Consider the following 18,877-nt stretch of genomic DNA (forward strand, 5'->3'; position numbering starts at 1 on the left):
TTACCAATTTAGACGCTTTCTTAAAGAAGTAATATGAGCGGTATGGTGACGACCATGCCATGCGTATAGTCCTATTGCAACAGCAAGTTTTGTTTCACCAGTTTCAGGATGGTTAAATGTCTTTTCTAAATCTTCAATTTTTAGAGAATATAACAGGTTAACCCATCTTTTATGTAATGAATCTAGCATTACTAGTGAAACATCTACCGGTAATTTCGAATCGGGTAACTCTGCCCACTTCTCTTCTTTATACGGCTTAATAGTTGGATTCTTTTCTGTCAGTGCTAATTTAAAGCGTATGTAGCTATTCATATGGCTATCAACGACGTGATGAACTACTTGACGTACAGTCCAACCTCCAACGCGATATGGTGTATCTAACTGCTTCTGATCTAAATCTTTAAGTGCCTTTGTTAGTTCATTAGGTAAATCTTCAATTTCTTGAATCCATGTATCAATCATTTCTGCAGTTATAGGACGTTTGTATGTAAATTGGCCAATTGGATAACGTAAATCATTCATGAATAAGTCCTCCTTATTATAAGCGCGAAGTATTTCTCCAAATATAGTGTACAAACTTCACATGTTCTCCATGTAATTCTACAGATGTTACATCTGATTCGTTTTGATAAGAAGAAAATCCGCTTTTTTCTAGTACAATTTGTGATGCGAGATTATTAGTCGTTGTTTTAGCATGAACTTCAGTAATTTCATTATTTTTCGCTACATCTAAAATTAATTTTACGGCTGCTGTTGCAACTCCTTTTTTAGTAAATTTTTCTCCGACCCGATACCCTAGCGAACTAATTCGAGTTTCTGTATCTATATCTACTAAATTGATTCGTCCTACAATTTCTTTTTCTTCATTACGAATTAAATAAAAATAAGAATTTCCATCCACCTGTTCTATTAATAAATCGTCTAGTAGTTTTTGGAAATATTCAAATTCAAAATATTTTGAGCCACGATTTGGTACCATTGTTTCAAAAAAAGATTTATTCGTAAGTTCAAACGTATATAAATCCTTAGCATCTTGTTTCTTTAGTTGCTCTATGTATATTTCCATCCCGTATTCTCCTTCTTGATTTACTAAATGTTATACATTCTTTTTTAATCAATTATATTCCTGCTATTTCTTTCGATTAAGTAATACAGCTAGTAGCACTTTCGGATGAAAAAGATGAAATGGACTACGAATTAAATTCATCACTCGTACTAACCGAATATAAACATCAGAATTACTTGCAGATAGTCGATATATTTGTTTCGTATACCATAGCTGAAATTTTTGTTTTGTAGTTAATTCTCTCTTTAGTTGCGGGTGACGTGAAATTTCTGTTGTTGTCATATCCCAAGCGGTTTCTATTATAGTAGCTGCCTTTTTATAAAATTGTTGTGTAAATGTTTTATCAAGTTGTTTTCTATCTTGCAAAAGTAATTGCAATTGGTGAGCCTCCATAGCAGCAACTGAAATACCTTGGCCGAAAACGGGATCAAAACGACATTGCGCATCTCCAATAACTAATAATCCTTCTGGTACATTATTCACTAAATCAAATCGCCGGCGTACTTGATAAGGAATTTTGTATGTCTTTATATCAGTAATTCCCTCAGCCTTATTTAAGAAGTCTGTAACATTAGAAATTGATAGATTTTCAGCAAAATCATAAAACTCATCATCTGTTTGTGGTGCTTTCTCATTTGCGTATCCACTAAAAGTAACAAAATAACGATTATCTTCTATCGTTTGAATAAGAACGCCATAAGGGTTATCAGGGAAACTAGGAGACATTAGCATATTACAACAGTCTAACTCCTCATTTTCTTTAAGTTTGAACATTTTCGTTGCGTAAAATAAATCAATACGAACTTTCTCTTCTTGTACTTTAATTTCGTATTCTCGTAGCCACTCTATACTTTTTGAGCCAAATCCACTCGCATCAACTACAAGATCCGCATGAACTTCTTCTTGTGTGTTTGTCTCTAAATATTTAACTTTTACTCCACACACTTTGTTAAGCTTTGCATCTACCAATAACCCTTTAACCAATGTTTCATATTTAATAGTAATATTTGAAATTTGATGTATTCGTTTTTGAATATGCCATTCTAGCAAAGGACGACTTTGTTGAATCATATGTACTTCCCCTATGAACGGTTGTTTCCATAGACCGAATTGATGCCATTTCAAATCACGCGTAAAGTTGTTTATAATACTACCCCCTTCTATTAATTCATTCGTAATATTAGGAAACAATTCTTCAATTGCGTTTTCTCCACCTTTTAATAACACGTGAGGATGATTACTTTGTGGAACTCTTTTTCTCGAAGACTTTCCATCCCACCTTTCATCAGCTTCTATAATGATTACTTCTTTAAAAGAAGTTGATAATGCTTTTGCTGCAAACTTTCCTGCCATACTTCCACCAATAACGATAGCCTTATTAAACATATTTTCCCCCTTAATAAAAAGAGATCCTGCCTTGTATGAATGAAACAGGATCTTAAACTAATTAACTTCTTTATCATTATACTTAAAATACATCAGTAAATTGCAACATTAAAATTAAAATACCTAATCCCCATACGTAATACGCGAATACTTTTAAGGAGTGACGTTTTAAATATTGAATCATCCATGAAACGGCTATGTATCCAAAAAACGCTGCTGATAACGTTCCGACAATTAAAGATGTACTAGAAATAGATTCTGCTTTCCCTTGAAAAACGTCTACAAATTGCAAAATGATAGCTCCAACGATGGCTGGTGTCGATAGTAAAAAAGAAAAGTAAGCAGCAGTTTCACGGTCTAATTTTCTCCATAATGCAGCGACAATTGTCATTCCAGAACGGGAAATGGCTGGAAAAATAGCAGCAGCTTGAAATGAACCGATAATTAATGCGTCTTTATATGTTATGTCATCCATTTTTTTACGACCATTCTTTTGTTTATCTGCCATGTAGAGAAAGAATCCGGTCACTAAAAACTCCCAACCGATCGTGATTCCTGTTTTTGAAATATCTTCAAAGAAGTCTTTAAACAATAAACCAATTACAACTGCGGGTATTGTCCCAACGATAAGTAATAACATGAGCTTTGAAAATGGGTTTTTAATTAAATATATAAATTCTTTTTTGTAATAAATAAAAACCGCAAGTAAAGTCCCAATATGCAGCATCGTATCTAAAAATAAGCCAGCCTCATCTAATCGGAACAAATGCCTTCCTAAATAAAGATGTCCGGTACTACTGATTGGTAAAAATTCTGTTAAACCTTGAATTATACCTAGTATGAAAGCTTCTAACCAATTCATGATGGTCTCCTTTCTCTTTTGCTTGTACCAATATATGAGGGTTAAATTTTCGATATGAAAAAAACTATATTTCTCTATGAATTTACTTTTTATTTATGGATATATATGTAAAGAGGGTTAAGGAGGGTTATTATGTGGAAGCACACAAAATTCGGTAATGTATTACTTTGGGTGGGCCCTATCTTTGTATTTTTAGGACTATGTATGACAAATGTTATTTCAAATATTCCTTTCTTTGAGGGAAAACATAAAACGGTTGGTATTGTACTTATATTTATAGGTGTAATCTGTTTTGTTGCTGCTAATCATTTGAAAAAAGGAGAAAGATATGAAGAATAAATCTAAATAAAAAACAATCCTTGCATATTAGCTAGGATTGTTTTTTATTAATGTTGATTATTTGTAGAATACTTTATCAACGTTATATTTCGCTTTGTATTCATTAATGATATATGTTTCGTAAATTTCTCTTTCTGTTGGATCTTCTACGATACATGCATCAATGCGGTATACTTCATCACGGTGATTTTTAATTGGTGAAACATTATCTTCAAAATGCTTCTTAATACGTTGTCTAATTTTACGAGCTTTACCTACGAAAAGAAGTTCGTCATTAATATTGTAAAACATAAAAATGCCGCCTTTATCTCTAGGGAACAAGTGGAAATCGATAAATCCATTAATTGGAGTAACGATTGGCTCGTCTCCTTTAATAACTTGTTTACGTTCAGTAATTGAAACATCAGCTTCAGGAATATTAATTTTAATCAAGTTCATTCACGTCCTCTTTTATTATAAAGATAAATAATAGCATACATAAGTAAGAAAAGCTATGTTCAGAGGCATATTTCATTTTATAATTCAAATATTATAGGTGTATCATGTAAACTTTTCTTCCAAATCATATGATCACTGGATTCTCCCCAGTAATCTTTCAATACATAGTTAGGTTTTCCAAACTTTTTCGTCCATATACTTTGCGCATTTTTATATCCACTATCTAAACAATATTCTGTTATCCCTCTGCTAAGTAATGTAAGAAACATTGTATGTAGTAATAAACTCCCTATTCCCTTTCTTTGATACTCCGGAAGTATGAATACAGTTCCTATTTCATACAAATTTTTAAGTACACCACCTGTACAACTATTAATCAATGTACTTGCTGGACCGATTTCGATTGTTCCAATGATTTTATTGTTACTTGTATCAATTGCTAATAAAAAGTAACGACTTTCTCCGTTACTATCAAAATCACTTTTCAAATACTGCTTTTTTGAGTTAATTTCATTTTCTATGTCATCCAATAATTGTGACAATCCTTCATTTTTGTATGTATTCGTAATAACTATACGGAAAAATAAATATAGTTCATCTACATCATTCAAATTCGGTCGTCTAACTGCAACGTTAGTCATGAATTCAATCTCCAATCCTCATTATGCCATTGTTAATACAACACTTTATATAATCTATTCATCATTATTCTGCAAAAACCTGCATAAATCCAACAGTATAGAAAGCTCATTATAAATATTGATAAAATAATTTTTATATCCATAGTTGTATGAACAGCAGGACCAAGTACCGGAAAGTGGAAAACATCGAGAACGATCATAATACCTATAAGTAGACAAGTTGCTGAAAAAGAAACAATCCATATTCTCCTCTTTAATTTTAAAAAGGATACTCCTAAGGCTAGACCTAATAAGCCTGTAGTAAAAGGAAAGACAATTAGTTCACTGGGCTCAATAATAAATAATAGAAAAATAGTAAGAATATAAGAAAGTATTCCCTCACGAATAGAATAGAAAATAGCAAAAAAAATCGGTAATGTCGAAAACGGACTAATGAGCAAACCTATACCAGGAACTAAGTTCCCAGCTGCTTGAAACATGGTGGCTAATGCACTCATCAAAGCTGTAAGTACTAACTTATTCGCAAGGGACAATTTTCTTTTATGAACAAAGCTCGTATCATGTTCTATCATCAGTTGATACCAATAACGTACAAACCAATTCATTAAAATCCCCCCTAAAGATACCACATTCATTACTTTCTATATTATTCATACACTTATGGTTTATGAGTTGCTTTCTACTAGTTATAAATCACTATATAAAATAGATACTTATAGATTGAAGATTTTTAGGGGGACAAGTCAAGTTGTGCGTTTTGGAAGCAGAATAAACTCTTTATGTTTTTAAACTGAGAATTTATATCGTATCAAGGAATAATTTCAAAAATGGTACCTTTGTTAAAATCAGTTACTTTCATAGAACTGTAAACTCCTAAATATAATTTAGTTTGATTCGAATTTGTTCCTAAACTCATATAATAAGCTGCTTGCGTACCAAAATCATAATTGGTTTCAATAGCATAAAAGTCAGCATGTTTACCGTCTGTACCTGCTCTAGTATAGGCTAAAACACCCTTAATTGGAGACTGGGATTCTCCTTTCTTCGCAAGGTCAGTAAAAACAACGCTACCTGTTAAATTTGGAATTGCATTTCCCATATATGGCTGAACTCCTGTAAGTGAAGTTCCTCCAAACTTATCTGTTCTAGAATCTTTATGAAAATAACTAAGTAGAGGCAGAATACGCTTCACTGAGGTTTGTATTGTTTCATCATAATAAACCGTCGTTCTCTCATCCAAAGTCTGATTCTCAGAACAATGTCGTATAAAAGAAGTAGGTAAATCCCCTTCCCATCCTCGCCACCCAAAATTGATAAACCCATCTTGATTGGGAGTTAACCTCATAAAATGCATTTGAACAAGTTCTGTTACCGGTATAGGTTTATATTGAACAAATGAAAAAATAGACTCTACAATATCTTGTCCGACATTTCCGGCGTATTTGATATATTGATTATAAAACCTTTGAAATGAAATGCCGGTTATATTACGTACTCCTTTTGCAATTACTGTAAGTGTTTCTTGTATAGATAAAGGAAGTTCATTAAAGCGTGTAACTACAGGAGGGTTATTTATAAATGTATTTTTACTTACATCGATTTCAATTATTTTTCCTGCTATTTCTAAATCATCTTGGCTTAAATTAAATGGATCATAACCTGATCCACCATCTCCATTTGTAAAAACAAGTTTTCCAGTCTCAGGTGAAAAGTTTAAACTATTGACTCCGTTATGATTAAAAAATGGTCTTCTTACATTCAGTAATGTTCGTCGCTTTTGAGCTTGACCATTAGATTGTAAAGTCCATTCTTCCACTGTATCAATGTGATCATATTGCGTATTTCTATTAACCCACTTTAAATTTAACGTTTTAGGGTCACAAGGATTCGGTTTAAATTGTTCAGAAAGTGCACCTGGTCCTTGAGTTCCGGCTACTGAATAATGAAGATAAAATAACCCATTTTGATAAAATTGTGGATGGAACGCAAGTCCTAGCAATCCGCGTTCATCATAACCGCTACTAGAAACACCTTCTTCAAATGTACCTAATTTAATAATTAGGTGACGAATATCTAAAAATGTCTTTATAACTCCGTCCCCTATGTAAAAAATCTCTCCTAATTGAGTTGCGATAAATAGTCTTTCGGTCGATTCACCTGGAAGTATCGTTGTTTTCAATACAGTTGGTAAATTTACGTTATGAACAATGGGTCGTAAACTAACTTTAACTTTTGTCAATTAACTGTACACCCCTTTTTCTTCTTTTTTATAGAAGAATATGATTAGAGTAGTTCTGTTAGTATCAAATAAGTTTTATTCCTTTTTATTACAATTTTGTATATAATATAATTATAAATAATCTGGGGGACGAACTATGATAATCGTACTACAAATCATCTTACCACTAATTTTCGCAGTCTATTTATTTACCCTCTATCGTAAAAGGACGTATGGATCAGCTTCATTCCTTTTAGCAGTCATGATAGGAATTTTCAGTTTAGAGAATATTTTTCAGCATGCTAGTCTAACTGATCATGCTATTTATCCATATTGGGGCAGTTTGAAGGCTGTTGTTATCGTTTTATCAGTCGTATTTCTATTTAAAAAAGGTGGTTTAACAGGAAAATATTGATTTTTAATGCGTTACATATTTTCTTGTTAAATTGCTTTTATTTTATAAAAGAAGCAATATTTATGTGAAAACAAGAAGGGATGTGTTACATATGTCTATAAATATTATTTCAATAGTTTCTATCATAATATGGATTGTGTTAATTACAGAACTTATAAAACCTTCAAAAGAACAGAATGTACGAAAAATAGCAAATTTAGTAACTGCTGGTTCCGCATCAACACTTATTTTGACGGTTTCATTTATTCAAAATATCCCGTTTTGGAATTGATAGTGATATATATAACTAACAAAATATGTATAAATAAAAAGATTAGGATTTACTCCTAATCTTTTTATATTTTGAGGTAGCACCACACATCCATCAACTTAAGAATAAACACCACCAAAACAAAAAAAGCCCCAAATTTTTCTTGAAAATAAGTTGGGGCTTTTGAACCAGAAAAGTATATTTTTAACTATGAAAACTACGATAAATTTCTCCTTTTTCCTACTTGCTAAATTCAGCAAGTAAAATTTTTTTAAAAGGATTAGGACTGCCAATTCTACCCAAACTATTCCAATTGACGACCAACGTATGCTTGCCTCCAAGTTTACCTCCAACAAGAGTAGTAAACCCTAGAATGCCACCTGTGTGTCCCCATATCGAGACACCGCTTGGAAGCTTAGTTTCATAGATTCCAAGACCATATCCATCGATTCCTTCTTTTCCTGTAGGAACTGTAGTAAGCATTTGTTTTAGTTGCTGTTCTTTCAGTAATTTGCCGCCGAGCAAGTAAGAGAAGAATTTGTTTAAGTCTTCAGCCGTAGAAATCATATCTCCAGCAGAGCTAGCTGCACTTGGGTTATAATAAGTAACGTCTTTTAGCTCACTTGCTCCGTCTGGTTGGACATACCCACGGGCATGGTTAGTGCCTGGAATAACACTTGAGTTGCCTGGTAGGAATGTATTCGACAATTCAAGTGGTTCAATAATTCGATTTTCAACCTCTTCCGCATAGCTGTTTCCAGTTACTTTTTCAATAAGGATACCCAGTAATACGTATCCTGTGTTTGAATAAGACCAGCCCTTTCCTGGAGCAAAGTCTGGGGGAAGAGAGATCCCAATCTTCACTAACTCTTCAGCCGTATACGATTTTTTTGTATCCGTAAAATCAACGTCTTTTGACCTTGAGTATTCAGCGATACCACTTGTATGGTTCAATATCTCCCGGATAGTAATCTTGTTACCATCATATCCATTTCCTTGAATGACACCAGGCAACCAGTCTTCGATGTAGTCGTCTAGCTTCAGGCGATTCTCTCCAACTAATTGAAGTACAACTGTTGCGGTGAACGTCTTCGTCACACTCCCAATGCGAAAGCGAAAATCTGTTTTCATTGGTTTCTTGGTTCTCAGATCCGCTATTCCAGCGGCATACCCCCACGTTTTTCCACCCTCAGAAGTTTTAGCAAGTATCCCCGGGTATCCAAGTTGCAATGTATCCCGCATTGCTTGCTTGACGGAAGTACGATCTCGTTGCGTATTTGTTTGTAACGAACTAGATACATTTTGAGTGGGCTCTGCTTTTACAATTGAGGTTGGTGTTGTATATAACAGGGAACTTCCAGCTATTAAAAGGGCCAGACTTGCACATGTAATTTGACTACGTATTTTCATATGGCATTCTTCTCCTCTATTCATATTGTATAAGTGTTTGCTTACTGTTCCTTACTTCTTCCTGACAAGACCTAGGGAAAGACCCTCACGCATATAGATTAAAGCCCCAGTACAAAGGTATCTATCAATACCAACAATTTGAGCCATTTAAATCTCCATCCCTCCTATAACAAAATTATTCAAAGGTATGAAAGCATATTATGTACCCTTAGTTATTGTTAGTATTAACACAACATGAGACATAACCCTAACCCATATTTTACTTTATTTATCCATAATATGTATTGAGAAAGAATGTAAATTCGAATCCTTTCCGTAACCCAACTATTGATTGTTTTTTCACCTATTATAATTAGTTATTTTGAATTTCATAATAAAAAAACTGTAAAAAAATAACGATTCCCTTAACGTACAGGAAGCGGTTGAAAAATATGTCTATACGCACAATTTTCTTGTTTTGATATGGTGAACCCATCGCCATTAAGCTAAGGTTTTGAAGTACCCACTAAATGAAATTTTTCTTTCTCTACAGTTAGTTACTTTGAGAAGTCATCTCATTTTTTTGTTTTTGGGGTGTTTCTTTTTCTTAACTTGATGGATGTGGGGTCTCGCCACATCCATCAAGTTATCTAAATAAAATACCCTCTAAAAATTAAGAATATTCAAAATTAAAAATAGACATTTATTCACTTCGTTTGTTATAATTCAAACAAAATAAAAAATCGTTTACATTTTACATTTAACGATATCAAATTTACTGGAGGGGATAAAGATGAAAAAAGCACTTTACATCAATATAGGTGGAGAAGGACACTTAAATCCAACATTAGGATTAGTACAAGATTTAGTACAACGTGGAGACAACATTGTCTATTATTCATCAAATGATTTTGAAGAAAAAATCAAAAAAGCAGGTGCGCAATTCCGTCCCATCAATCAAGAGGCACAAAGAGAGCTTTCGGAAACTATGAATCTTATGACTTCCCATCCTCAAGAGTACTTATTACACTTCCTTCATGCTATGGAAAGAATTACTGATTCCATTTTTGAAGAAATCTCCAAAGAAACATACGATTACATCCTCTATGATGCACAGTCTTTACCTGGAAAATGGGTTGCTCACCATAGAGGTTTAGCATCTATTGCAACTTGGACCACGTTTGCTTTTTCACAAGAACTAAAAGAAAATATGAACCTGACAGGAACGTTTAGCCATGCTACAAGTATTTTTGCAATTAGAAGAAATAGCAAAAAGGAAACAATATTTAGAAGGAAAATATGAAGTATCCCTATCTGATAATTTTTTGCTTTGTCCGGGTTCAGGCGATTTGAATATTGTCTTTACTTCTCGCTATTTCCAAAGAAACAGCAAGGATTTTAAGGATGGCTATATTTTTATCGGTCCTTCCATTGCTGAAAATGAAACTCTAAATGATTTTTCGGTTGATGAATTAAAAGGAGAACGTGTGATTTATATTTCTATGGGAACCATAATTAATAATCAGCCTGAATTCTATCAAAAATGTTTCGTCGGTTTAAAAGATCTTAATGCGAAAGTAGTACTTAGTATAGGTAAACAATTAACAGTGGAGCAGCTAGGAGATATACCTGATAATTTTATTGTTGGTAACTATCTTCCACAATTAGATATACTGCGTCAAGCGGATGTATTTATTAGTCATTGTGGAATGAATAGCACAAGTGAATCACTTTATTTTGAAGTACCTCTAGTTATGCTCCCATTTATAAATGATCAGCATACGATTGCTGAGCGAGTATACGAACTTGGCGCAGGATTTATGTTAAATATCCAGCAATTATCGGCCGAGGATTTAAAACATGCCGTTAATGAAGTGTTGCAGCATTCGATTTACAAAGAGAATGCCAAAAAAATTAGTCAATCATTCCGTGAGGCAGGTGGTTATATCAAAGCTGTTGATGAGATTATTACATTTACTCGTTAATTCTGCTATGTATGGCACTCAAGGCCTATTAACTTAAGAATTTTATAACACCCTACAACAAGAATATAGAAGATAGAAGAAATGCTGGCAGTATCCCATACTCATCAAGATAAGAAATTAAATACCCCATTACTATCAATTCTTAAGTTGATAGTAATGGGATAGCACCACATACCCAGCAAGCTAAGGTCTTGAAATAACCCCTAAACAAAAATTTAAATTTTTCTACAGTAATTTATGTGAATTCAACTCGTTTTCAGGAACATATGTGGTCCTTTTATAATTTGAAGTTCTTTTTAAGCTTCTTATATTTTCTATACGAACGTCTAACAATGTTTAACATAAAATACGGTATTTTAACAGAGAAAGGCAATTTATAAATGAAAGGAAAATAAAAGGTGAAATATGCCTTTTCTAGATCCCTCCACTTACTATCTTCTTTTGTTTTTAAGAAATCAGATACATCGACTACATATCCCCTTCCTTTTTCCATCATCACATTTTTCCCGTGAACATCACAAGGAGTTAATCCTTGTTCCCTCGCATACTCTAAAGCTTTATTTATATCAAGGATCACCTGCTTAGGAATTTTAATCCCCTTATGAAGGGCATCGTATAAGGTAATTTCTTTTAAACGTTTCAATACTATGAAATTTTCCCCTATATATATAAGCTTTGAATAAGAAGGATGATCTCCAATTCTTCGGTATACTTCTGACTCTTTTTCAATTCCTTCTCCTTCTCGCACGTAAACTTTCACTACCCAATCTTTGTATTCTCTGTGCATGAATACTGCGGCATAATTACCTGTTCCTAAACACTTCCAAAGTCTAGGAATATCTTTAACTACTACAGGCTCGAATTCATCATCACTTCTTATACTTACCTCTTTTAATAATTCGTCATTTATCAATCCCACAAAACTATTTATACTCATCATTCCCACTCCGGTTTTGCTAAAAGGGGGCCCACCCACATTTTAACGAAAATATACACTAAGCGAATTTTAGCATAACATGCCAAATCTATATTACTCTATTTTATAATCTAAAACATTGTTTAGAAATGTAGCAAGGGTTTGTTAATGGTTCAATTCTTCTTTCACTACTATTTTTGTTAGCTAACACTTTTATTGTTTTAATAATCTTTTGTTTAATTCCCACAATGCTGTTTTGTTGCTATCCCATTTCAAAAACGTTACTGCTTCCTCAAAGCATAACCATTTATAATTAAAGTGTTCTTTAGATAATGATATGTTTTTTGTAGGAACTTTAACTCCAAAAGAAAATTCTTTTATTACATAAACCTCTTCTCCCCAAAGGAATCCTCTAACTACATCCTCTACTGGTAGTGAAGACACAGAATCTAATTGTATATATGGACATTCTCTTGTAATACCAGCCTCTTCAAACGCTTCCCGTTTTGCTGATTCAATAGGAATCTCACCGTCTTCTCCGCCACCAGCTATTCCTTGCCAATAACTATAATCACTTCGTTTGAAAATAGCATATTGAATGGAATTAGCAGTTTTTATATAAGGAAATATCAATACTTGATCTGGCGCTCTCATTGCTTAAGCTCCTCTCGAAAATAAGTTTTAAATAAATATAAACAAAGAGCCGACATCACAATTCTACATTATTAATGCAGGTTTATAATGTCGGCCTTCTATTTTTAAAGAATTTTATTTTTCATAAACAGGTTTACTCTTAACAGAGGAAAAACTGCTTATTCCCTGTCGAATGTGTTTAGCATGGTTTTTCCTAAATGTTAGCAGTACCCTATATTATTCAATTGCGCCAGCAACATCATAATCATTTAAATCTAACTCAATCGGTTGTCCCAGCGCTAATTTAGCAAGTTCCGCTCCTAAGTATGGACCAGCTGTTAAACCCGAAGCTCCTAATCCATTCGCAACGAGAATTCCTTCAAAGTTAGGTATTGGTCCGATAACAGGTAAGAATCCTGGTGTGAATGGTCTGAATCCAACTCTCGTTTCAAGCACTGTAGCATTTTCTAATCCAGGTGCAACTGCTAATGCCTTATGGAATACTTCATGTAAACCACCTGCTGTTACACGATGATCGAAACCAGTATTATTCTCATGTGTTGCACCAATTACGACATGCCCATTGTCAAACGTTAAAATATATTGATCGTTCGGTGGCATAACAACTGGCATATTTTCTGTTGCTGTATTCTCGATTTGCAGATGAACAATTTGTCCTTTTTGGAATGTAACTAAGAAATTAATTCCTAATGGATTCAAGATTTCGTTCGCCCATGCGCCTGCAGTTACAATAACCTTTTCCGCTAAAATTGTTTCATCGTTTACTGTAACTCCCGTAATATGATTTCCTTCACGGACTAATATAGCATCGCCTTTTATGAAAGTTGCACCATGTTTTTTCGCAGCACTTATTAATGCATTGCGTAATAATCTTCCATTTACTCGTGCAGCACCACTAATATGAACAGAACTATATTCGTCTGATAATGCTGGGAATAATTTTTTTGTTTCTTCAGCTGATAAGCGAGTGATTTCACCAATCTCTGGGGCATCTTCACGTCGTTTATAAGCTCGCACTTCCATTTGATCTAACTTTTTCTCGTCAGTATGTAAACTAATTGCACCTACACGATTATATCCTGTGTCAGTTTCACCGTCTTCTTCTAATTGCTGAATTAACGAAGAATAGTAACGTGCACCGCCTTTAACAATTTTATACCATGCTTTATTACGACGCTGTGATAGCCATGGACATACAATACCTGCTCCTGCATCAGTTGCTTGCCCTAATTGTTGGCGATCCACGATAGTAACATTCGCACCTGCCTTAGCAAGATGATAAGCAGTAGACGCTCCTAAAATTCCAGATCCAACTACAATATACGATTTCATTTCAAACACCTTTTCTCTTTTTGCTAATTATATAAATATAAGAACATTCCTTAGTATAATGGAAGGAATACTTTTTTCAATGTACTCATCACAATTAATTGTTGCAGCATTGTGACTTTCTTAGTCATTATTTTTTCTTTTTACGGAATAATTCAATTGTTTTATAGCCTTGTGAAAGGATTTCTATCATTTTCTCTAGACGTTTTTCACGTGTTTTTTCTTGTTTCACAGAAAAAAGATTACGTGCCCAATCTTTTTGGTATCCAGGCGTTAAACTTTGATAAAACTTAAGTTCATTCGGATGATTAGCTAATAATGCTTCAACATCTTTAATTCGATCTGCATAATCGGCAACACATTGACTCATAGCAGATGTTTTCGTTGTTTTTTTCTTCTCGCGTTTTAAACCTACAACAGTAAAGACTTCATCCATACTTACCATTCGTGCAAATTTAATATCGCTTTCTCCCACATAACCATCTTCTCCAACGTTTAATGCCGGAAACATCTCATCACGGTGAATAAACGTACTATAACGAGCATTACCTTTTTTCGGATATGCGAAGAACACGTAACCTTTTTCAATTAGTAATTCTTCATTACTAATAATAAAATTCGTTTGTTTCACCATTTCATCAAGCGTTTCTACAAATATAAAGATAGCATCGTGTTTTTTTGAGAATGCAGTTTCTTTACCTGTAAAAATGTCATAATTACTTGGTTCGTTAATAACGACCATATTTGTATACTTATTAAGTTTCAATTTATCAATAACTGACATATTAATCTTCCTTTACATTCAAAATTCATTGTACATACTTTTTCGTACTGTTCTAGTGTATTATATGTATTAAGAAAATCAAACTTTAAATCATATTATCCTGCTGCAAAAAAGCCGGTTTTTCATACATATGAAGAAGCTACGGAAATATTAAAAACATTAACTATACCGCAGTTTCCGAAACATATTAGACGAAAACCATTTACACCAAAAATAATAAAGATAGCCACTTCTGAATAAGTACCGGCTATCTTTATTATTCATAACTTAATAGCAAATAAAGTATATAAAAACTCTCTATATTGATCTTCTGTAATTTCACGCTTAGTTTTTTCCCCATGAATCATTTCAGTTAAACTTGTATTCGTTAATGAAATATGGCCGGAGTTCGTCAACTTAACTGCAATTGGTCCTTTATTAAAAATAGACTTCTCATCTTCTATCACTCTTCTTTGAACATCGTTTACTACTATCTCATCAATAATATGTTTATAAAAAGCATGACAAACTTTCCATTCTCCATCAGTATCTATTCTTTCTAAAACATAATTTCCTTTACTCGTATCTTTCCGTCTCACCCGGTACGAACCATTTTTTGAAGAAACAGACTCGCCAGTAAAAGGTACAGGAACTAGAGGTACTAACGAAGCTATACCTACATCAATTAAATACTGTACATTTTCATAAGTTAAAATAATTGTTATATGGCCATCCTCAAGTGCCCATGCACTTATATCATTTTTATAAACCGTACCCAATGCCAGTTGTACATCATAGCCACAGTCTTTTAAGAAATAGTAAAAAAGAGTATTTAATTCGTAGCAAAGTCCACCACGGGAACTAGTTAAAATTTTCTCCCGTAAGTTTTCCAGAGAGATTTGATTCGTATTTCGTGCTATAACATCTAAATTCTCAAATGGTATAGTGTGCGCAAACGAAAAGAGTATAGTAGGTAATTCTTCAAACTTTACTTCATTACGTTTTTTTAGATTTAATCTTGTGAAAAGCTGATCTTGTAAACTTGTCATAATTAGCACCCCTTAAAAATTTATAAGTTTAAATAATATATGCTGATTGTAAATTTTAAGGGGCACTGTAACAATGTACATTTCATTTAACTGTACCGGTACAAAAATTACGATTCACGAGTTAAATTAATAGAAGGCGTCATTACAAATATCTTTTCTGTAATTACTTCTTTTCGGGGCAAACCAAAAGCTACGAATATAAATTTAATAGTTTATCTATAGGCAAATTATTACTATCACTTAAATCAACAAAATATTGACGTTGCCACGTTTGGCTCTTTTTAGCTTGATTGCTAACGGTGGTATCCCAAACAGGATAAATTCTCATTGCCATTTTCCCTGTTTGATTTTGTGTTCTCAATATTTTTTCTTTAAGAAGAATCTCTTTAGGAAAAATAAATTGTCCTAGTTTATTATCAGCAATACAAGTGATTACTAATAAATCAGGAGCAGCTTCATAAGAGAAAGCTCTATTTCGCATATTTTCATCTTTCTCCCAAAAAGAAACAAATTGCCCAATTTTATTAGGAGTCAATTTTGATTTTCTAAAACGAATGGTTTTGTTATTTAAGTGGAATAAACATCCTGCATATTCTGCGTTTTGCTTTTCTTCTTTTAGATTCGTAATCATTAAATTGTTAGGTTTGTAAACTATATTGTTTAAATTTCGGATCGTATCATTAAAATTGTTCAAAAAAACTCCCCCTTTATTCATCTCTTAGTTTACCACAAACATCAGTTCTTCTATATCGTATATAATCATTAACTAAGTGAAATGGGGGAATTTAGCAGGATATAATTATTACTTTAATGTACTTAGTTTTTCAATTGCTTGTTGTTCAGTTGCTAAGTAAAAAATGTCATTCCCTTTATTACATTCATAAATAAAATCCTTTAAGCTTTTACTAGTATATATAGAGAAATCTCCAACAATAGCAATCTTTACCTTGTAGTTTATAAACTGTTGAAGGATATCGCCCGCAAGCCGTGTTTTTAGATCAAAGAAATCTTCACTTATTAAAGATTTATGGATAATAATATGTTTCGCATCTACCTCATATTGAACTGTTGCCATAGTATCTAATGCAGACTGAACATTCGATATTAATACCAATAGCCGCAATATTGATTCCATCGATTACTACTTTCTTTATTTCCATAGTCTCACCCCTTTATAATTTACACAGTATGAGTAAAATTGTTTTACAAAACTTCGTATTAATCATAGATTAAATTAGCCTCAGCTATTAAAATGGCCTCTATTTTTTGTTGTAAATATATATTTTTTTATTACTAATACGGTCAATGAAATTAATGATAGTTCCTCTTTTTTTATATTTTTGAATATATATATGGAATTACTTTTACTTGTTATAAAAATATTGTGGAGTAACATAACTTAACAAACTATCCAAAGTGTTAATCTCGGCATATGGTTGTATTTTGGTAGTATTCTTGATTTTCTGAGGGTTAAACCACACACCTTTTATATTTGCATTTTGAGGACCAGCAATATCCTTTTCTAAGTCATCTCCAACAAATAAAGTATTTTCCGGTTGTAAATTTAGCTTATTTAATGCTAGTTCGAATATACGTTTATCAGGTTTACTAAATCCCACTTCTTCAGAAATAATGATTGTTTCAAAATACCTATTTAAATTCGTGTTAAATATTTTAGCTTTTTGCCTCTGAGTTGAGCCATTTGTTATAATTCCAACTTTAAAGTGCTTCTTTATTTGATTTAAGAAATGAACAGTATTTTGGTCTATTGAAAAACATCTAGGGAAATTATTATTCCAAAAATCTTGGATGTAATTGCGTGGCAATCTATACTTCGGCGGGAATTCATCAAACAACGATTCTAAAACTATTGTTTTATCACACATGCCGTATTCCCTTTTATCGTATTCTTTGAAATTCTGTAACATGTTGCTTTTAGCCGCACCATCTACATTTTCATAACACTTTTCTAAAACAATTAAAAATAATGCCTCTACTGCTTTATCCCTATCAAGTAATGTATCATCTAAATCAAACAGCATCGCTTTATAACCCATCAAATAATTTCACAACCTTTCTCGCATGATTTAAATAATCCTTAGTTCACACCTTAAGCGTTTACTAAATTAGCAAAAAAACTCTAAAGTTTGTGACGTACACTCTATAATTTCGCTAACTTTTTTTATATTGAAATTCATTTCCGTTTCCCCTTCTAGTAAGTAGCGAAAGTATATGTTCACACAGTTTAAGAAATCACATACAGTTCCCAATATTATACATTAGTTTTTTAGAAATATAAATCGTTCAGCTTTTCATACGATAAGTTTTTTCAAGCATACAATTATTTTTTCATAAAAAGGAATATGGCTAATAATATTTTTTTGGAGAATACACATTCTTGAAAATGAAGCTAATACGTTAAACGTCCTATGAAGTTCCTATTGTATCTCCACATAAACTCCAGATAGTGCGGCTATAATGACTACCAGAGGTGATATTATGAAAAACTATCATATTCTCGTGGTAGAGGACGATCAAGAAATTCAGGAATTAATTAAACAATTTTTAATGACACAGCATTATACAGTGGTAGTCGCTTCAGATGGACTAGAGGGTATGACACAATTTAATAAGCAATCGTTTGATTTAATTCTTCTAGATGTCATGATGCCCAATCTTAATGGGTTTGAAGTTTCTAAAATGATTCGAAGTCAGTCAAATGTACCAATTATTATGCTAACTGCGTTGGAAGAAGAGGAAGATCAAATGAAAGGATTCGACCTTGGAATCGATGATTATATAACAAAGCCCTTTTCATTTCATGTTTTGATTAGACGAGTCGAAGCGGTACTTAGAAGAAGTTATGATAAAAATGTAAATAATCATTTGATATTTAAAGAAGTGCGTATTGATGTGGATGCATATAGAGTATATGTAAATGACGTTGAAATTATATTAACGACAAAAGAGTTTGAAATTCTACAACTACTATTTCAAAATGAGAGAAAAGTACTCACAAGAGAAAATATCGTTGAAAAGGTTTGGGGTTACGATTATTTTGGAGAAACACGAATAATTGATACACATATTAAAAACCTACGCAAAAAATTAGCTATCCCTTATATTAAAACAATAAAGGGTATTGGATATAAAATTGATGAATAGTATTGTGAAACT

Annotated in this window: 22 protein-coding genes and 1 pseudogene; 6 read left to right on the top strand and 17 right to left on the bottom strand. The window is 32.7% G+C overall.

Annotation, left to right across the window (positions count from 1 at the left end; genetic code table 11):
* From ACTFRH_RS09620 to ACTFRH_RS09635, 4 genes are all read right to left on the bottom strand, one after another.
* Window positions 1–522, bottom strand: a complete 522-nt coding sequence (locus ACTFRH_RS09620) for a YfiT family bacillithiol transferase (RefSeq protein WP_000999058.1) — start codon at window positions 520–522, stop codon at window positions 1–3.
* 16 nt (window positions 523–538) lie between these two features.
* Complete coding sequence (locus ACTFRH_RS09625; protein ID WP_000409248.1) at window positions 539–1,066, bottom strand: GNAT family N-acetyltransferase; 528 nt, start codon at window positions 1,064–1,066, stop codon at window positions 539–541.
* Between the two features lie 63 nt (window positions 1,067–1,129).
* Complete coding sequence (locus tag ACTFRH_RS09630; protein ID WP_000482045.1) at window positions 1,130–2,452, bottom strand: FAD-dependent oxidoreductase; 1,323 nt, start codon at window positions 2,450–2,452, stop codon at window positions 1,130–1,132.
* Window positions 2,453–2,534: 82 nt separating this feature from the next.
* Entirely contained in the window at window positions 2,535–3,314 is a 780-nt protein-coding gene (locus tag ACTFRH_RS09635; RefSeq protein WP_001104298.1) for an undecaprenyl-diphosphate phosphatase, read from the bottom strand.
* 132 nt (window positions 3,315–3,446) lie between these two features.
* Between ACTFRH_RS09635 and ACTFRH_RS09640 the strand changes: the two genes are divergently transcribed.
* The gene (locus ACTFRH_RS09640) at window positions 3,447–3,653 is read left to right on the top strand and encodes a hypothetical protein (protein WP_000265472.1); all 207 of its coding nucleotides are present in this window, start codon (window positions 3,447–3,449) and stop codon (window positions 3,651–3,653) included.
* Between the two features lie 57 nt (window positions 3,654–3,710).
* Here the strand turns inward: ACTFRH_RS09640 and ACTFRH_RS09645 are convergent, their stop codons facing one another.
* The 4 genes from ACTFRH_RS09645 to ACTFRH_RS09660 form a co-directional block, all read right to left on the bottom strand.
* Window positions 3,711–4,091, bottom strand: coding sequence for a nucleotide excision repair endonuclease (locus ACTFRH_RS09645; protein ID WP_001048944.1), 381 nt, complete (start codon window positions 4,089–4,091; stop codon window positions 3,711–3,713).
* A gap of 77 nt (window positions 4,092–4,168) precedes the next feature.
* On the bottom strand, window positions 4,169–4,732 hold the full coding sequence (locus ACTFRH_RS09650) for a GNAT family N-acetyltransferase (protein ID WP_000185963.1): 564 nt from the start codon (window positions 4,730–4,732) through the stop codon (window positions 4,169–4,171).
* A gap of 32 nt (window positions 4,733–4,764) precedes the next feature.
* Window positions 4,765–5,337 carry a hypothetical protein gene (locus ACTFRH_RS09655; protein ID WP_001103993.1) on the bottom strand — a complete coding sequence of 191 codons (573 nt, stop codon included), beginning with the start codon at window positions 5,335–5,337 and terminating at the stop codon, window positions 4,765–4,767.
* Between the two features lie 203 nt (window positions 5,338–5,540).
* Window positions 5,541–6,971 carry a PQQ-dependent sugar dehydrogenase gene (locus tag ACTFRH_RS09660; RefSeq protein ID WP_000170008.1) on the bottom strand — a complete coding sequence of 477 codons (1,431 nt, stop codon included), beginning with the start codon at window positions 6,969–6,971 and terminating at the stop codon, window positions 5,541–5,543.
* A gap of 136 nt (window positions 6,972–7,107) precedes the next feature.
* On the opposite strand from ACTFRH_RS09660, the gene ACTFRH_RS09665 reads away from it, so the two are divergent.
* Both ACTFRH_RS09665 and ACTFRH_RS09670 read left to right on the top strand, forming a co-directional pair.
* Window positions 7,108–7,365, top strand: coding sequence for a hypothetical protein (locus tag ACTFRH_RS09665; RefSeq protein ID WP_000587706.1), 258 nt, complete (start codon window positions 7,108–7,110; stop codon window positions 7,363–7,365).
* A gap of 91 nt (window positions 7,366–7,456) precedes the next feature.
* On the top strand, window positions 7,457–7,636 hold the full coding sequence (locus ACTFRH_RS09670; RefSeq protein WP_000026327.1) for a hypothetical protein: 180 nt from the start codon (window positions 7,457–7,459) through the stop codon (window positions 7,634–7,636).
* 219 nt (window positions 7,637–7,855) lie between these two features.
* On the opposite strand, the gene ACTFRH_RS09675 is transcribed toward ACTFRH_RS09670, so the two are convergent.
* Entirely contained in the window at window positions 7,856–9,025 is a 1,170-nt protein-coding gene (locus tag ACTFRH_RS09675; protein ID WP_000702510.1) for a serine hydrolase domain-containing protein, read from the bottom strand.
* 772 nt (window positions 9,026–9,797) lie between these two features.
* On the opposite strand from ACTFRH_RS09675, the gene ACTFRH_RS09680 reads away from it, so the two are divergent.
* Entirely contained in the window at window positions 9,798–10,307 is a 510-nt protein-coding gene (locus tag ACTFRH_RS09680; RefSeq protein WP_440049320.1) for a glycosyl transferase, read from the top strand.
* The gene (locus ACTFRH_RS09685; RefSeq protein ID WP_440049321.1) at window positions 10,240–10,989 is read left to right on the top strand and encodes a nucleotide disphospho-sugar-binding domain-containing protein; all 750 of its coding nucleotides are present in this window, start codon (window positions 10,240–10,242) and stop codon (window positions 10,987–10,989) included. The genes ACTFRH_RS09680 and ACTFRH_RS09685 overlap by 68 nt, the downstream gene beginning before the upstream one ends.
* A 277-nt stretch (window positions 10,990–11,266) precedes the next feature.
* On the opposite strand, the gene ACTFRH_RS09690 is transcribed toward ACTFRH_RS09685, so the two are convergent.
* The 8 genes and pseudogenes from ACTFRH_RS09690 to ACTFRH_RS09725 form a co-directional block, all read right to left on the bottom strand.
* On the bottom strand, window positions 11,267–11,926 hold the full coding sequence (locus tag ACTFRH_RS09690) for a serine/threonine protein kinase (RefSeq protein WP_000026529.1): 660 nt from the start codon (window positions 11,924–11,926) through the stop codon (window positions 11,267–11,269).
* Between the two features lie 192 nt (window positions 11,927–12,118).
* Window positions 12,119–12,559, bottom strand: a complete 441-nt coding sequence (locus tag ACTFRH_RS09695) for an NUDIX hydrolase (protein ID WP_001202551.1) — start codon at window positions 12,557–12,559, stop codon at window positions 12,119–12,121.
* A 216-nt stretch (window positions 12,560–12,775) separates the two neighbouring features.
* A complete protein-coding gene (locus ACTFRH_RS09700; RefSeq protein ID WP_440048825.1) occupies window positions 12,776–13,891 on the bottom strand; it encodes an NAD(P)/FAD-dependent oxidoreductase in 1,116 nt (371 codons plus the stop codon).
* A 127-nt stretch (window positions 13,892–14,018) separates the two neighbouring features.
* A complete protein-coding gene (locus ACTFRH_RS09705; RefSeq protein ID WP_000110857.1) occupies window positions 14,019–14,672 on the bottom strand; it encodes a YdeI/OmpD-associated family protein in 654 nt (217 codons plus the stop codon).
* Between the two features lie 260 nt (window positions 14,673–14,932).
* A complete protein-coding gene (locus ACTFRH_RS09710; protein ID WP_000202753.1) occupies window positions 14,933–15,700 on the bottom strand; it encodes an arylamine N-acetyltransferase family protein in 768 nt (255 codons plus the stop codon).
* 190 nt (window positions 15,701–15,890) lie between these two features.
* Entirely contained in the window at window positions 15,891–16,394 is a 504-nt protein-coding gene (locus tag ACTFRH_RS09715; RefSeq protein ID WP_001058782.1) for a MepB family protein, read from the bottom strand.
* 108 nt (window positions 16,395–16,502) lie between these two features.
* A pseudogene (locus ACTFRH_RS09720) lies at window positions 16,503–16,860 on the bottom strand (DUF4180 domain-containing protein).
* A 204-nt stretch (window positions 16,861–17,064) separates the two neighbouring features.
* The gene (locus tag ACTFRH_RS09725) at window positions 17,065–17,757 is read right to left on the bottom strand and encodes an HAD family hydrolase (RefSeq protein WP_000540720.1); all 693 of its coding nucleotides are present in this window, start codon (window positions 17,755–17,757) and stop codon (window positions 17,065–17,067) included.
* Between the two features lie 442 nt (window positions 17,758–18,199).
* Here ACTFRH_RS09725 and ACTFRH_RS09730 point away from each other — a divergent pair, with 442 nt between their 5' ends.
* Window positions 18,200–18,865: a response regulator transcription factor gene (locus tag ACTFRH_RS09730; protein WP_000800727.1), complete on the top strand. Its 666-nt coding sequence runs from the start codon at window positions 18,200–18,202 to the stop codon at window positions 18,863–18,865.
* The last annotated feature ends 12 nt before the right edge of the window (window positions 18,866–18,877 follow it).

Origin of the sequence: Bacillus cereus group sp. MYBK216-1 (assembly GCF_051916495.1) — a bacterium.
Lineage (GTDB): Bacteria > Bacillota > Bacilli > Bacillales > Bacillaceae_G > Bacillus_A > Bacillus_A thuringiensis_K.

Excerpts from the sequence above, each read along its gene's own strand:
- ACTFRH_RS09625 (WP_000409248.1), bottom strand. The coding sequence starts at position 1,066 with ATGGAAATATACATAGAGCAACTAAAGAAACAAGATGCTAAGGATTTA.
- ACTFRH_RS09725 (WP_000540720.1), bottom strand. The coding sequence starts at position 17,757 with ATGGGTTATAAAGCGATGCTGTTTGATTTAGATGATACATTACTTGAT.
- ACTFRH_RS09665 (WP_000587706.1), top strand. The coding sequence starts at position 7,108 with ATGATAATCGTACTACAAATCATCTTACCACTAATTTTCGCAGTCTAT.
- ACTFRH_RS09635 (WP_001104298.1), bottom strand. The coding sequence starts at position 3,314 with ATGAATTGGTTAGAAGCTTTCATACTAGGTATAATTCAAGGTTTAACA.
- ACTFRH_RS09730 (WP_000800727.1), top strand. The coding sequence starts at position 18,200 with ATGAAAAACTATCATATTCTCGTGGTAGAGGACGATCAAGAAATTCAG.
- ACTFRH_RS09685 (WP_440049321.1), top strand. The coding sequence starts at position 10,240 with ATGCTACAAGTATTTTTGCAATTAGAAGAAATAGCAAAAAGGAAACAA.
- ACTFRH_RS09705 (WP_000110857.1), bottom strand. The coding sequence starts at position 14,672 with ATGTCAGTTATTGATAAATTGAAACTTAATAAGTATACAAATATGGTC.
- ACTFRH_RS09645 (WP_001048944.1), bottom strand. The coding sequence starts at position 4,091 with ATGAACTTGATTAAAATTAATATTCCTGAAGCTGATGTTTCAATTACT.
- ACTFRH_RS09640 (WP_000265472.1), top strand. The coding sequence starts at position 3,447 with ATGTGGAAGCACACAAAATTCGGTAATGTATTACTTTGGGTGGGCCCT.
- ACTFRH_RS09675 (WP_000702510.1), bottom strand. The coding sequence starts at position 9,025 with ATGAAAATACGTAGTCAAATTACATGTGCAAGTCTGGCCCTTTTAATA.
- ACTFRH_RS09695 (WP_001202551.1), bottom strand. The coding sequence starts at position 12,559 with ATGAGAGCGCCAGATCAAGTATTGATATTTCCTTATATAAAAACTGCT.
- ACTFRH_RS09655 (WP_001103993.1), bottom strand. The coding sequence starts at position 5,337 with ATGAATTGGTTTGTACGTTATTGGTATCAACTGATGATAGAACATGAT.
- ACTFRH_RS09680 (WP_440049320.1), top strand. The coding sequence starts at position 9,798 with ATGAAAAAAGCACTTTACATCAATATAGGTGGAGAAGGACACTTAAAT.
- ACTFRH_RS09700 (WP_440048825.1), bottom strand. The coding sequence starts at position 13,891 with ATGAAATCGTATATTGTAGTTGGATCTGGAATTTTAGGAGCGTCTACT.
- ACTFRH_RS09690 (WP_000026529.1), bottom strand. The coding sequence starts at position 11,926 with ATGAGTATAAATAGTTTTGTGGGATTGATAAATGACGAATTATTAAAA.
- ACTFRH_RS09630 (WP_000482045.1), bottom strand. The coding sequence starts at position 2,452 with ATGTTTAATAAGGCTATCGTTATTGGTGGAAGTATGGCAGGAAAGTTT.
- ACTFRH_RS09620 (WP_000999058.1), bottom strand. The coding sequence starts at position 522 with ATGAATGATTTACGTTATCCAATTGGCCAATTTACATACAAACGTCCT.
- ACTFRH_RS09650 (WP_000185963.1), bottom strand. The coding sequence starts at position 4,732 with ATGACTAACGTTGCAGTTAGACGACCGAATTTGAATGATGTAGATGAA.
- ACTFRH_RS09710 (WP_000202753.1), bottom strand. The coding sequence starts at position 15,700 with ATGACAAGTTTACAAGATCAGCTTTTCACAAGATTAAATCTAAAAAAA.
- ACTFRH_RS09670 (WP_000026327.1), top strand. The coding sequence starts at position 7,457 with ATGTCTATAAATATTATTTCAATAGTTTCTATCATAATATGGATTGTG.